The 14,678-nt window shown below is 44.4% G+C and carries 11 protein-coding genes; 7 read left to right on the top strand and 4 right to left on the bottom strand.

Annotated elements, in window-relative coordinates:
* Positions 1–219 precede the first annotated feature (219 nt).
* The 5 genes from RAH45_RS11085 (at position 220) to RAH45_RS11065 (ending at position 6,987) form a co-directional block, all read left to right on the top strand.
* Entirely contained in the window at positions 220–2,433 is a 2,214-nt protein-coding gene (locus tag RAH45_RS11085) for a lytic transglycosylase domain-containing protein (protein WP_068408315.1), read from the top strand.
* 536 nt (positions 2,434–2,969) lie between these two features.
* Entirely contained in the window at positions 2,970–3,671 is a 702-nt protein-coding gene (locus RAH45_RS11080) for a T2 family ribonuclease (RefSeq protein WP_068408317.1), read from the top strand.
* Between the two features lie 463 nt (positions 3,672–4,134).
* Positions 4,135–5,118 carry a malate dehydrogenase gene (locus RAH45_RS11075; protein ID WP_068408321.1) on the top strand — a complete coding sequence of 328 codons (984 nt, stop codon included), beginning with the start codon at positions 4,135–4,137 and terminating at the stop codon, positions 5,116–5,118.
* A gap of 153 nt (positions 5,119–5,271) precedes the next feature.
* A complete protein-coding gene (locus RAH45_RS11070; protein WP_306495174.1) occupies positions 5,272–6,573 on the top strand; it encodes an IS4 family transposase in 1,302 nt (433 codons plus the stop codon).
* Positions 6,574–6,747: 174 nt separating this feature from the next.
* Positions 6,748–6,987, top strand: a complete 240-nt coding sequence (locus tag RAH45_RS11065; RefSeq protein ID WP_068403769.1) for a DUF2789 domain-containing protein — start codon at positions 6,748–6,750, stop codon at positions 6,985–6,987.
* A 105-nt stretch (positions 6,988–7,092) separates the two neighbouring features.
* Here the strand turns inward: RAH45_RS11065 and ribF are convergent, their stop codons facing one another.
* Positions 7,093–8,106 (bottom strand): riboflavin biosynthesis protein RibF, encoded by a 1,014-nt coding sequence (gene ribF, locus RAH45_RS11060; RefSeq protein ID WP_068403847.1) that lies wholly within the window; start codon positions 8,104–8,106, stop codon positions 7,093–7,095.
* Between the two features lie 253 nt (positions 8,107–8,359).
* Here ribF and RAH45_RS11055 point away from each other — a divergent pair, with 253 nt between their 5' ends.
* Positions 8,360–8,995, top strand: a complete 636-nt coding sequence (locus tag RAH45_RS11055; RefSeq protein ID WP_082894233.1) for a GNAT family N-acetyltransferase — start codon at positions 8,360–8,362, stop codon at positions 8,993–8,995.
* 81 nt (positions 8,996–9,076) lie between these two features.
* Here the strand turns inward: RAH45_RS11055 and RAH45_RS11050 are convergent, their stop codons facing one another.
* From RAH45_RS11050 to ampD, 3 genes are all read right to left on the bottom strand, one after another.
* Positions 9,077–9,733, bottom strand: a complete 657-nt coding sequence (locus RAH45_RS11050) for a hypothetical protein (RefSeq protein ID WP_068403771.1) — start codon at positions 9,731–9,733, stop codon at positions 9,077–9,079.
* Between the two features lie 143 nt (positions 9,734–9,876).
* Positions 9,877–11,427: a murein biosynthesis integral membrane protein MurJ gene (gene murJ / locus RAH45_RS11045; protein WP_068403772.1), complete on the bottom strand. Its 1,551-nt coding sequence runs from the start codon at positions 11,425–11,427 to the stop codon at positions 9,877–9,879.
* Positions 11,428–11,581: 154 nt separating this feature from the next.
* Positions 11,582–12,196: a 1,6-anhydro-N-acetylmuramyl-L-alanine amidase AmpD gene (ampD, locus tag RAH45_RS11040; RefSeq protein WP_068403774.1), complete on the bottom strand. Its 615-nt coding sequence runs from the start codon at positions 12,194–12,196 to the stop codon at positions 11,582–11,584.
* A gap of 208 nt (positions 12,197–12,404) precedes the next feature.
* Here ampD and RAH45_RS11035 point away from each other — a divergent pair, with 208 nt between their 5' ends.
* The gene (locus tag RAH45_RS11035; protein WP_227514908.1) at positions 12,405–14,666 is read left to right on the top strand and encodes an Lnb N-terminal periplasmic domain-containing protein; all 2,262 of its coding nucleotides are present in this window, start codon (positions 12,405–12,407) and stop codon (positions 14,664–14,666) included.
* Positions 14,667–14,678 lie beyond the last annotated feature (12 nt).

Here is a 14,678-nt window from a genome sequence, read left to right as displayed (position 1 = left end):
AGCGCCGTAACACCTTCGTGTTACGCATGGCTATCCAATTTATTAACGAAAAGTAAAGCTGATGGTTGAATGTGCAACGAGTATAGTATGATGCAGACAACCATATCCGCACTATTGTTTAAATGAGCGTTTTAAGCAGGGTGAAAAATACTATTTCAAGCCTAGATTTAAACTGTTTATTTAGCCAAATTATTTAGACTTATTATAAAGAGAGTCCGTATGTCAAAGCCGCAAGTTGCTCAAAGTATCAAGGATAAAGATGCCAATTATCAAAATCATATGCCTAAAAATCATAAAACAACGATGCTAAAAACCAGTGTGCTGAGTGTGGCAACGGCGATGGGGGCGCTGGCATTGTCGCAAGGGGCTTATGCTGAGCTTACTTGGGGTAATAATACCAGCAGTAATGTCAATAGTTATCCGCAACAAGGTAGCTACCAACCGGACAACTATCAGCCTCAAAGCTATCAGCCTGATAACTATCAAGCGCAAAGCTCGCAGCCAAACAGCAGTTATCAAGCGGATAGTGGTGCAAGCTCATTTACAGCAGCAGCTATCGCCGCAGAACGCGGTGATGTCAACGCCCTTTATAATTATGAGCAGGAGATGAGTGGCGGTCTATTTGCCATGTATCCGCCTTATTGGCGTATGAATTTGGACCTAAACTCACAAAGCCCAGCAGCGGTTACACAGTTTGCCCGCCAGTATCCAGAGACGGTAATGGCAGAAAAGCTGGTTGCCGATTTTGCAGAAACCAAAGCAGGTTCCAATGATTATGCCGCCGTACGCCAAGTGGCAAATCTCATTACCAATGCCGATGACAGTGAAAAGTGCGCCGTTGCCCTTGGCTTTAACAATGGCGGCGATAGCATGCGCGCGATGGCGGCCAAGTCCGATGTCTGGCTAACCACCAAAAAACAGCCAGCGCTGTGCGATCAATTGGCGCTAGAGATGAATAATAATGCGCTGATTAGCAATCAAGATAGGGTATCGCGCCTCAAACGTATGCTGCGTAAAGGTAAGACCGGCGATATTATGGCCTTGTCCTCAAAGTTGGGTACACCGATTCCTTACTCGTCGTTAAGTGAAATTCAGCTCAATCCCTCAGCATTTTTTAGCCGTTTTGCTCGCGAGCCAAACAGCCAGATGAATCAATATCTGTATTTGTATGCTATGGGGCGCTTGGCAGAAAAGTCCTACCGTGAGGCAGCGCTACAATTAGATTTTGATGTGAAACAAGACCATCAGCGTGCAGCGAAGTTATTAAATGATGACACCCGTCGCTATGCTTATCGCATTCTTGGCGTTCAGCGTATGAACCACAATACTGACGATGGTTTTAATGTGGAAGCGGTCGATTGGTTCCGTAATAGCTTAGATAATGATTTTAGCTTTGAAGAAGCCGAATATTATGCCATGGCGGCGATTCGTTTTAGTCGTTGGGACGATGTGGTCGAAGCCATCTCGAAAATGGATGCTGAAACGCAAAAAACCAATCAATGGCAATATTGGTTGGCGCGTGCTTATGAGCAATCAAGTGATGCCAACAAACGCAACACTGCCAAAAAAATGTATCAAAATCTTGCAAAAAGCAATGAATACTATGGTTTGATGGCCAAGGATAAAGTCGGTCAACGTTTTGATGCCAGCCGCTTAGGTGGCAGTAATTTGCCTAACGTTAGTAGCGCCGACCGTGCCCGCGTCATGCAAAACCCGCACTTTGCACGGGCGTTTGCTCTATATAACGCCGATGCCAGCCGCGCTTATGCCAATCGCGAGTGGAACTGGGCGGTGAAAAAAGCGCGTGACAATCGCGATAATAATTTGATTATTGCGGCCGCGCGTCAAGCGTATGACATCGGTTGGCTCGATCGAGCAATTTATGCCATTGATAATACTGAGACGGTAAATAATTTGGCTCTATCACATCCGATGCCGCATCAATCGGCGGTCGTGCGCTACAGCCAGTCGGCAGGTATCGATCCGGCATGGGCGTATGGCATCATGCGTCAAGAGAGCCGTTTTGTCTCGTCGGCTCGCTCAAACGTTGGGGCGAGTGGACTTATGCAGGTTATGCCTGATACCGCTAAATATATCGCACGTAATTTGGGCGAAACTTATAGCGCTAGTCGCGCCAATAGCGGCGATACCAATATCCGTTATGGCACATGGTATATGGGCGATATCTTTGGTAAATTAAACAGCCAGCCAGTCTTGGCCACAGCGGGTTACAATGCCGGACCCAACAATGCCAAACGTTGGCAGCCAGTTTATGGCTCACTTGCGGCCGACCAATATGTCGAGTCGATTGCCTTTCCTGAGACCCGCAATTACGTCAAGCATGTAATGGAAAACGCCACCATCTATAGCAGTTTGCTGGGCCGTGGTCAGCCTATTAGTCAGCGCATGGGAACCATTCCCGCCGCCTTCTAATTCTCTTTGTTTTCTTAAAAAGCCATTAATTGCTCGCTGTTAATGGCTTTTTTTATAGGGTTCATTTAAAAGCAGTAAACGATCTATAGTCAAAATATCCTAAAAACGCGACGGTATTGCTGATATCAATTTTTTGTAGCCTCTGTCTGTGCAGGCATATCAAGCAAGAAAAATTGATATCAGCAGTGCGTGATGTATTGATATGACTTTTCACTCACTATATTACACGATGCATCAGCCATGTTTACGTTTCTGCTATAGATTAAAAAAAGCAATTTGCTACCATTGTTTGAGTTTCCGTCTGGATTTTCTGTTGGCTCACTTCCAGCCTGCGGACTTACTCCCAGAAGGCTAAATACTTTCAAGCGACCTAATGTGATCAGTGTCTTAGTTTGGATTGTGGAAATCAATGAATCCTAAAAGCTCCTATTCGTCATTGCTAGATGCTCTAACTTCTTATGATTAAAAAATATTTCAAGTTGCCCATATCGTCGCAAGCTAAGCGTCAATTAACTCTTCAGACAAAGGTGGGCTCGATGTCAAAGACAGCGCTATCAGAGCATTTTCATAAATATTGGTTACGTACAAAGTATGATAATAATAAAGGTAATGCTGCGTTTGGTATAACAGCGTTACTATTGTTGCAGGGTGCAATAACGCTGCCAGCTCAAGCGGCGAATGCCAGCAAACCGGGTCAGCGAGTGTTGATGATTGAGATGACGCCAGCGCTATGCAGCTTACAGCCAACGCGCGCACGTATGCGCCAGTGCTTAGAAGGCTATTCGCTTACCGTTTCAGGTCTCGATATGGGCTATGGCGAGCGCTGCGGCCGCGGCAGTGAGCCACGCTTGACGCCCTTACAGTTAAAAGTTGTCAACCGTATCATGCCTGATACCACGGTGCGTACCCAAGCATGGCAACGCTATGGCGCTTGCAGCCCGCTTAGCGCTAGCAGCTATTTTCGCCAAATTACCAATTATGCCGGCGACTTAAAGCTACCGAATGAGTTAAATACAGGCAACAGCTATACGGTATTAAAATCGCGTTTTGTCGGTCAGATGACCCGCTTGAATAATGGTATGTCAGCGAATAGCGTGGATTTGATTTGTCAGGTAGGCACGCGCCGGCAAATGGTATTGACTGATGTGCACGTATGTTATGAAGGCAGCTCATTCGGCACTTGTAGCAATGTCGTCGACAACTGCGGTAGTAAGTTTATTATTTCAGGCGGAAAATAATTCTATTTTGACATTGAGTTATTGCGCATTAACCACCTTCTTTCTGCCTTTAATGAATAAAACAGTAAAGTACAAATGGCAAAAATATAGGCGATTTTTCTTATAACTCCCCTAAAATCTTAGCCATTATTCTGTCTAAAACGCTTTTAAACCGTCTTTTAATACTTCTTTTGCACCTTTCTTGAAGTCCCTCTAACGCCTTACTCCTCTAATGTTGTGCCAAAAATCTCATTATCTATCCGTATAAAATGTAACAATATAATTTGTATTGTCCGCAAACGCGTTCGCGCTTTCTCTAGACGGTTAATAGGCTGAGGTGCTACACTAGTGAACGGTTTATGACTGCTATATTCAGCGAGCAGGTCGCTATCTCAAACGATATTCATCAATCAAAACCATCTATTACAACCATCCATTAGAATTGTGAATTATCTAATCTATAATTAGGGAGTATTCAATGTCAATGAAACAGCCTTTACGTGTTGCCGTCACTGGTGCCGCTGGTAATATCAGCTATGCTATGTTATTTCGTATTGCATCTGGTGAAATGCTAGGTAAAGATCAGCCAGTTATCTTGCAATTGCTTGAAATCACGCCAGCTCTTGACGCCCTAAAGGGTGTGGTCATGGAATTAGAAGACTGTGCATTCCCATTATTGGCAGACATCGTGCAAACTGATGATGCGACTGTTGCCTTTAAAGACGTCGACTATGCACTATTGGTTGGCGCGCGTCCTCGTGGCCCAGGCATGGAACGTAAAGATTTGCTAGAAGCCAACGCGGCGATTTTCTCAGCGCAAGGTAAAGCATTGAACGATGTTGCTAGCCGTGACGTAAAAGTATTGGTGGTCGGTAACCCTGCCAACACCAACGCTCTTATTGCTCAGCGCAATGCACCAGACCTAGATCCACGCAACTTCACTGCTATGACGCGCCTAGACCACAACCGTGCCATCGCCCAGTTGGCTGGTAAAACAGACAGCACTGTCAATGACGTGAAAAAAATGATTATCTGGGGCAACCATTCATCAACTCAGTACCCAGACCTAACGGCTGCGACTGTTAACGGTAAACCAGCGTTAGATTTGGTTGACCGTGATTGGTACGAAAACACCTATATCCCAGAAGTACAACAACGCGGCGCTGCTATCATCAAAGCTCGCGGTGCGTCATCTGCCGCTTCTGCTGCCAACGCTGCCATCGCTCATATGAGTACGTGGGCTCTTGGTAGCGATGAGAACGATTGGGTTTCTATGGGCGTTTACTCAAACGGCGAATACGGTATTGCTGAAGGCTTAATCTACTCATTCCCAGTGACTTGCAAGAATGGCGACTGGTCTATCGTAGACGGCGTTGATGTCTCATCTGATTTCTCAAAAGAGAAAATGGCAGCCACCGAGCAAGAGCTTAGCGAAGAGCGTGATGCCGTAGCACACCTGCTTCCATAAGCAATCAATTTGCTAAAGCTAATATATAAGCATGAAACTAAATAATCGTTAAGCTAAAAAGCCCTCTTATTAGAGTAATGCCAGTCAGTTAAGGCAAAAACTCAATAAAAGTAATAAAATAGCCCATCTAATAAGTAGATGGGCTATTTTACTATGAGACTACAAAACGCTATTAATGAGACGCATAAAAGGATTCCAGACACCCTAGAACAATTTAGTGAATTAATAGATCCTGAGTGGATACAGCAAGCTTTAGAATATACCGGCAAAGCGAGCATTAGAAGGCGTAAGCTACCTGCTGAACATGTCGTTTGGCTAGTCATAGGTACCGCCTTATATAGAAACCGTTCCATCTGGTATATCACAGAGCAAATGCGTCTTAATCTAGACTCACAGGCCTGTGTACCCAGTGCAGTCGTACAAGCAAGACAACGCCTCGGGCATGAACCTCTAAAGCAGCTATTTCATCAACTAAGTGCTCACTACCAAACAGAATCACTAACCCAGCAGCAAGACTTTATGGGACTTAGCGTCCAAGCTGTAGACGGTGTCGTATACTCACTACCCTATACTGATGAGAACCTTCAGCACTTTAGTTCAAGCAAAGGCAGAACCAAAGAGGCGCCCTATCCACAAATGCGTTCGGTATGCCTGATCAATACTGACACGCATGAGATCATTGACACAACCCTTGGAGATATGGGTCAAGGAGAGATCACCTTAGCCCGTCAGCTAAACGTTCAAGACAATAGCATTACGCTATTTGATAGAGCCTATTTCTCAGCAGACCTACTTATCAGTTGGCAACAAACCCATCCAAACAGTCATTGGCTTATGCGGGCTAAAGATAATCTGCGTTACACTGTGATTGAAACCTTTAGTGAAGGGGACTACTTGATACAAATGCCGGTTTCTCCCCAAGCTCAAAAGAAAAACCCAAACCTACCCGATACTTGGCAAGCTCGATTAATTGAGTGTCGTTATGAGGGTAAGACAAGACGATACATAACCTCTTTAATAGATGATAAACGCTTTACTAAGGATAAAGTGGCACAGCTGTACTTGCAGCGCTGGGAGATCGAGATGGCTTTTAGGGAAATTAAGTCTGATCTACAGGAGGGGCTGGTGTTAAGAAGTAAGCTGCCACAGCTTGTGTTACAAGAGTTCTGGGGGCTTATGATTGCTTATAATCTGATAAGACGTTTGATGCGCTATATGGCAGTTAGAGCTAAGGTTAGCCCTCTACGAATTAGCTTTCATATGGCGTCTATTACGATTGTTGATCTGTTACGGTTTGCGCCTTTACAGGCTGCAGGACTCTTCCCTAAGTTGTTAGATACACTTTTAGAGGAAGGAAAATTGTTTGTTATTCCTGAACGTAGAAAGCGATCTTGCCCGAGGGTAGTTAAGGGTAAACCACAAAAATATCCCAAAAAAAATACCAGTCAGCGTTAACTGACTGGCATTACTCTTATTAGAGGGCTTTTTTGTGGCTTAAATAATAGACAATACAATTGATAACGTTAGCTAAACGTTGATTTACAGCTATTCAAATAAAGCTTGCTACAATAAAGTGGTAAATCCAAACAATAAACACAATTAAATCTGTATCATTTAAGGAGAAAAGGTATGTTGGGTGAACCTGAATATAGTATGAATGAACTTTTTGCGCAATTAGGGCTGGATAGCTCGGACGAAGCAATAGATGCATTTATTGAAAAGAATCAATTAGCCAAAGAAGAAGAGCTCACCGATGCGCATATTTGGAACGACAATCAACGCGCTTTTTTAAAAGAAGAATGGTTTAAGGATGCCGCTTGGGTAGAGACTATTGACGAATTAAATGTACGTCTGCACCCTGACGCCTAAAAACAATAAAGTATAGACATAAAAAGTAGTACCGTAAATAAAACCCACAAACGTTATGAACGCTGTGGGTTTTTTATTATCGGTCTGATAATGATAGCTATCTATTTAATCAGGCTGCTGGGCACGCCATTCGAGTAAATCAATCACGTCATTATGAATGCCTGCTTTTAACGCCTCTAAACTTTCATAATGGCGCTCACCATGCAAATAATGCAAAAAGCGTACCTGCAAGGTTAAGCCGTATAAGTCTGCTTGCAGCTTAGGAAAGTGTACTTCTAAGCGCCAATCATGTTCTTTATCTACCGACGGTCTGATACCAAGATTGGCAGTACCAAATAAGCTATGCGGACGTAGACCTTTCACCCCTGGATTTTCATTATCAGTGAGTGCGGTTAGACCATTTGGTATGACATTGCCATTGTCATCGAGACTAACAACATCGACAGCAAAAATACCATGTAAGGCAGGTTTGATGCGTTTTAAATCGACATTGGCAGTGGGGAAGTCCATGGTACGACCGATTTTATCACCACCAATGACGACGCCTGTCATCGCATAGTCGCGTCCCAGTAGGGCGTTAGCTGCGTCAATATCGCCAGCCATCAATAAGTCTCGGATACGCGTCGAGCTAATGCGCGCGCCTTTACCTTTATCGTCGATAACGGTGTGCAGATTGGTCACATCTAAGCCATAATCGCGTAGAAACTGACTGTCACCAGTACGGTCATGACCAAATTTAAAGTCATCACCCAATACCAAAGCTTGGACGTTTAAGCGCAGTGCCAAAATATCGGCGAATGCCTGCGCTGATAGGGAGCGAAAATCGCTATCGAAGCTGGCGACAATTAGTGTCTCGATGCCGTATTCTGCCAGTAAAGCTTGCTTTTCGGCAAGGTTGGTGAGGCGAGCAGGCGCGGTCGCTGGCGCAAAGAACTCACGCGGCTGTGGCTCAAATATCATGACAGCTGAGCCAAGATTTTGCGCTTTGGCAAGCTCACGCACTTGCGACAGCATCGCTTGATGACCTAAATGGACGCCATCAAAGTTACCGATAGTCAGTACGCAGGGCGGCAACGCTACTGGGATAGTATTGGCCGGTAAAGCGTTTGGCGACGCCATCAGTTGCTCAAGAAAATAGGTGTTCATAAATGTCAGCTATGATAGATAAGACCAATAAAAAATGAAAAACACACTGCGATTAAAACAAACTTTTAAAACAGATGTGTTTAAAAGCAGCCATTATAAAGTAAAATAGCCCTACTAACATCCTATAGTCTGTTGTTAATCAAACAACCATGCTAACAGCTAAACGTCTATTAATCACTTATCCCTATTTTTATTATTATCTATGAATATTCATGATGGAAACGCTATGCCTGCTGCTATCTCTACGACGGATTATGATAATGGCTATGACTCTATACAGCCTACATCATCCGTCTATAAACTTAACGAGCGCTTTATAGTGCAGCGTGCCATTCAAGACGACTTACCCGCAATTTTAGCCATTTATAACCAAAGTATCGCCGGCAAGCAAGCAACCGCCAATCTCACACCCGTGACTTGCGCAGAGCGGCAAGATTGGTTTGATGAACATCTAAATAGTGACACGCGGCCGATTTATATTGTTAGAGCTGTGCTTGAAGATGCAGATATGAGTGTCGAAAAAATGGTTTTGCCAATCGTCGCTTGGGGTAGCTTTAGCGATTTGTATACACGGCCCGCTTATCATATCAGCACGGAGATTAGTATCTACTTGCATCAAGAGCATCATGGTCAAGGATTGGGCAGCTTATTGACCCGCTGGATGCTGACGCAAGCGCCGAGCTTAGGTATCCATAACGTGGTTGCGCTTATCTTTGCCCATAATCAGCCAAGCTTAGGATTGTTCCGTAAACTTGGCTTTGAGCAGTGGGGCTATATGCCAAAGGTTTGCGATATGCAGGGATTTATCGCCGATGTCGTGATGCTTGGTAAAGCGGTCATTGCCGATAGTAATGATCAATGAAGATAGCGATGACTAATAAAAATAGTAATGACCAGTAATAACGCCAAATGAAGCAAGGTTAGAGAATGGCAGCTAGATGCCTTATCCTAAAATCTTCCATTTGCCGTCGATTTTTTGTAGCTCATAAGTCAATGGCGCAGGCTTACTTTGACCTCTTAACATAATCTCACCCATGATGGTGGCACGGGTTTTATCATCGTTGTATTTAGTATCAGTAAAAGTCACCCCATCAACGGTTTGCTGAAACGCGGATTGCGTTTTGGCAAGCTCTTCCTCAAAGTTTGTCATATCAACTTTATAATACGTTGCAGCTTGTTTGGCGTCGCCATAATACAAACTGTCTAACGCTTTTTTAACCGTATCTTCTGGCGTGCCATTTTGAGTTGGATTGGTCACCAAGCTTTTTTGCTTAGCGTCATCGTTCACTGAGGCCACTGGATTGATAGTATCGCTCGTGATGATGGTTTTATCTTGAGTGCTATCTGTTACTTGCGCATCTTCACTCATATTATCCGTACCCACTGATTTTGCTTCGTCAGTCACAGTGTCATTAGATGTTTCAGCGATTGCTGTAGTGTCTTCATTATTATTGACAGCAGTCTCAGTGTCGCCCTTATCATTATTGCTACAACCACTTAAAAGTAGTCCAGTAGACAAGATGCCAACAGTCAGTAGGCTTGGTAAGCGTGACAAGGTTGTTGATAAAGCTGTCTGTGAAGCTGATGATTTAATCGTCATGTTAGTCCCCAAAATTATGTATTTAGTAGTAATTATGGCAACTATCAGCCGCATTCACTGTCAATTCTCATACCTAGCTTGTTTTGGTTTGGTAAGTTACAGCCCTACTCAGGGCTTAACAATAAATGCTTAATAATAAGTGCTTAACCATGCTTTAGCTGGCGCGGCCGGAAACCTGTTGCTAGTAGCACGACGCCATAAACCACCGCACCAACGACGCACATAATCAGCAGCGCAACGATACGTTTCCACTGCGCATCATTGGTTGGGAAATAGGGCAGCATGACATAAAGCACCGCAACCATAGAGGCGGTAGAAAGCCCAAACTGGCCAAACAGCTTTTTCCAATGACTGCCAAAGCGGAAAATCTCGCGCTTATGCAAGAAGTAATATAACAAGCCTGCGTTCACAAATGCCGCACCCGTCGTTGCCAATGCCAAACCACCATGTAGCGGCATATCTAAGAAATAAAAGATACCGATAAAAATCACACTAAAAATCATATTGGCAAAGACGGAGATAATACCGATTCTGACTGGCGTTCTGGTGTCTTGACGGGCAAAAAAGGCGGGCGCGAAGATTTTAATTAACATAAAACCTAAGATGCCGCCTGCCATGCTTTTTAGCGCCAGTGAGCTCATTTGTGCATCGCGTAGGGTAAATTCGCCACGTAAAAACAGCGCTTGCATGAGTACGTCAGAGAGTATAAACAGTGCTGCCGATGCCGGTACGCCGACCAAAATAATTAAGCGCGCTGCCCAGTCGATGGTCTTTTTGAAGCTGACGTCGTCTTTTTGCGCTTCACTTTTCGATAGACTTGGTAAAATAACCGTACCGATTGCCACCCCAATTAAGCCAAGTGGCAACTCGCTCATACGCTCAGCAGCATATAACCAAGAAACCGAACCGCCAATCATTAATGAGGCAAATACGGTGTTGAGCAGCAAATTAATCTGGGTGACAGAAACGCCAAAAATAGCCGGCAGCATCAATTTCAAAATACGGCGCACGCCTTCGTGTTGAAAGTCTATTTTTGGGGCGACCAGTAGTTTTTGTTGCGAGAGCTGTGGTAGTTGTATCAATAACTGCAATAAACCTGCGATAGCGACGGAATAACCCAGCGCCATAATAGGCACATCAAACATCGGCGCAAACACTAGAGCACCACCAATCATACATAGATTTAGCAAAACAGGCGCAAAGGCGGGCGCGGCAAAACGCCCGTAGCTTTGTAAAATACCGCTGGCAAAAGCGGTCATAGAAATAAACAATAAATAAGGGAAGGTTAGGCGCAGCAATTCAGCAGTGATAGCAAATTTATCGGGCTGATCAGCAAAGCCTGGGGCAAATAAGGTCACTACCCAAGGGGCGATTAATATCACCACGACCGTCAGCATTGATAATACTAGCAATAGCGCCCCTGACGTGCGACTGACTAAAATCTGTACCTGCTCTAAACTATATTTTTCTTTATATTCAGACAGTACAGGAACAAACGCTTGGCTAAAGGCCCCTTCGGCAAATAGGCGGCGTAAAAAGTTGGGAATCTTAAAGGCGACCAAAAAGGCGTCCATCAGACCGCCGGCGCCAAAGACGCCTAACAAGACGACATCACGCACCAAACCTAAGATACGCGACAGCATGGTCATACTACTGACCACCATGGTTGAACGAAATAACCGACTTTTTGCCATGAGAACCTATTTTGCTAATTTGTTTGCTGATGGTTGTTTGCTAATGTAGCATTGTTGAAAAACTGACGGATTATAGCACTTTCATTGTCCTGATAAATGGATTGAATGTGGAATAACATCTGTCGTTTACAGAAATTTTAATAAGAGTGTTTACTCAATCTTGGTTGTAAAGTGATGACTGACTTGCAATATGGCGGGTAACCATCTCTCGCAACTTTGTCCATTCAAAATAATCACCGGGGTCAGTTTTGCGACCGGGCGCGATATCACTATGACCAGTAAGATGCCTACGAGTTTTTGGATAAGCGTCATAGATAGCGACGATAACTTTGGCAAGTGTTTCGTATTGAGCCGCGCTAAAGGACACAAAATCTGAGCCTTCAAGCTCAATGCCAATGCTATAATCATTACATTCAGGGCGACCCAAGTAGCTGGAGCGCCCAGCATGCCACGCGCGTTCGTTAAAATCGACAAACTGGGTAATCGCGCCATCTCGCTCTATAAATAAATGTGCTGAGACTTCTGCACCTTTAATAGTTTGAAAATATGGATGCGCCTCCCAGTCTAATTGATTGGTAAACAAGGCTTTGACATAATGTAGACCGTCAGCATCACAAGCGCCAAACTCATTGGGCGGCAAGCTAATATTGTGAATAACGATAGCATCAATCGCGATATTTTCAGGACGTTTATTAAAGTTGGGCGAGGCAAGCCAAGTCGCAGCGGATAATCGACCGGCATGGATAGTCATTGGCGATGCTATGGACATAATACTCTCTTCTATAATGTGATAATAAGTGCGCAGTAAATACTATTAGTTATATTTTATTATCAATAAATGGCGCATTTAACTAAAAATAACCTTTAAAAAAAGTTGTTTAAAATGTTTTAAGACAGTGATACATCATATCACTCTAATAATTCGATAGAATTCTAACGCGTTACGCGTCTGACCCCTACAGTGCGAGATGTTACTCATGTCCATATATTCAAAATATTCGAACCTTTTGGCGCTAGATTGTACGCCAACAAACACGCCAACAAACATTGGCAGGCGAGCGCATTTGCCGCTTACCATAGCTGGACTGCTACTGACCTCGCAAGCACAGGCGTTTTTGCCAACGCCCGCGTCTCTTGTGACGACAGGGGAGTTGGCGCTGGATGCCAATGAAACTATTGATAGCAACTTGGTCACTACATCACAAAATGCTGAGCCAATATTATCGACTTATACGAAGCCCATTGTTGCCAAAGCAAATGCCGAAACAAATAATATCATCGAAGAAAGTCACAGCCCAAAGATAGAGGTAGCTTCTTCTACATCTCATACTAAAAATATTAATAACGCCGATACAGAGCAGCTATTAGCATCATGGCGCGCGCACGCACAAGTAAAAAATCTTGCCCAACATATAACATGGCGACGGTTATTATATTTCTTTGATGATCAAAGGAATCTAATCGGCAAGAAAAAAGACAGCAGTATCGTTGATGATGATGCATTTTACTTAAGTAAAAATGGACAGCATGATTCAGCGGCCGAGCTTGATGCCTTGCTCGTTGCCCTTGCTGACGAAATGGCTACGACTCCGGATAATAGGACTGCTAATAGCAAGCTTTCTAATCCTACCGCTCAAAATTCAGTACAAAGCTCAGTACTATGCCGTTTTCCCGCGCGCGTACAATGGCTGACTGATACACTCAATATCGACAAAAGCGGCTTGCAAACCGACTGTCCAGAGCTGAATGACTGGATGCAAAAGCTGGCACCTGAGCAGCTGTCTATTATGTTTGCACAAGAATATTTAGACAATCCTATTTCAGCCTTTGCTCATACATTATTGCGTATTGACTCTAAAGCCAGCGTTGCCGATCCAAGCCAAATTCATCATGCGGTTGCGTTAAATTATACGGTAGGTGGCGACTCAAGCGATAACTTTTTGGTCTATGCCATCAAATCGATGAGCGGTGGTTATGACAATTTGATTGAAATTGACCCATATCCGGAGAAGCTGGCGAAATACCTGCAAGAAGATGAGCGCGATGCGTGGACCTATCAATTGGATTTGACCCCAGCGGAAGTGCAGCAAATTATGCTGCATGTTTGGGAGATCAAGGATTTGAAGTTGCCATATTACTTTACCACTGATAACTGTGCGTCTGAGATTTTACGCTTGATTGATGTAGTACGCCCGCAGCAGCATTTATTAAGCCGCCTGCCTTATGCGGTTATTCCCTCAGATGTCGTGCAATTGCTCGATAGCGAAAATCTACTTGCCAGCACCAATTATACGCCCGCCGATAGCACCTTGCGTCAAGCGCAGTTAAACAAGGTTAAAGAGCAGCGTGCGCAATTGGGCTATCATAATAGTGCTAAGCAGACGCTGAATGAGATTAAATCTGCTCAGTCTAATGCTGTCTCAAGCATAGCCGCTGACGGTCAGACATTGCTCCCACGGCTTATTACAGTAGCGGATAACAATCCGATAGACAGACATCCCTTGCAACTGGGATTTATCGGGCTAGGGCAGCGCGGTGATAATAATTATATTGATTTAGGCGTGCGCGCAGGTTATCACGATACCCTTGACCGTCCGTCAGGTTTCCCGCAGTTCTTTGATTTAGAAGGCGCGGCTGCAACCTTGCGTCTGTATGACAGCGATAATGATAAGGCCAATCATCCAAGTAGTGTGGTCTTGCAAAATGTGACCTTGGTGCGCGGTCGCTCGTTCAATCCAGTCAATTCTGCCAAAAAAGGTAAAACCTGGGGCGCAAGTATCGAAGCGACACGCGTAAATGACGGCTCACAGCAAGAGGGTAGCGATCATTTAGTCGGCAGTTTGGGCTATGAGACGGGTTGGTCATGGGCGTTTGGCACCCCTAGCGCGGGCACAGGCGAGATGCCGCCGCAGCTATGCTATACATTCTTGGCAGGTACGGCGCAAGCAGGCCGCGGTATTAATAAAGGCTATCGTGTCGGCGCAGGCGTCAATGCTGGTTGCCGTTATCAGATTAACAATCAGTTACGTGCGCAGGCTGAATTGCAACTGCCATATTGGTATCATGGCAGCAGCGACGAGTCTAATGCCCGTGGGCATTATTGGCAGCCGATATCGACGTTAGGGCTGCAATACGATATTGATAAAAAACAAGCGTTACGTATCAATGCCAACTACGAATGGCAAGATCGTATCGATGCCAAAGAAGACATACAGCTGTCGTATAGACGCTATTTTTAGCATCTTTTATGA

Origin of the sequence: Psychrobacter sp. van23A (assembly GCF_030845275.1) — a bacterium.
In the GTDB taxonomy this organism is placed as follows: domain Bacteria; phylum Pseudomonadota; class Gammaproteobacteria; order Pseudomonadales; family Moraxellaceae; genus Psychrobacter; species Psychrobacter faecalis.
Note: the sequence above shows the minus strand (reverse complement) of the source record. Positions and strands in the feature narration are given on the sequence as shown.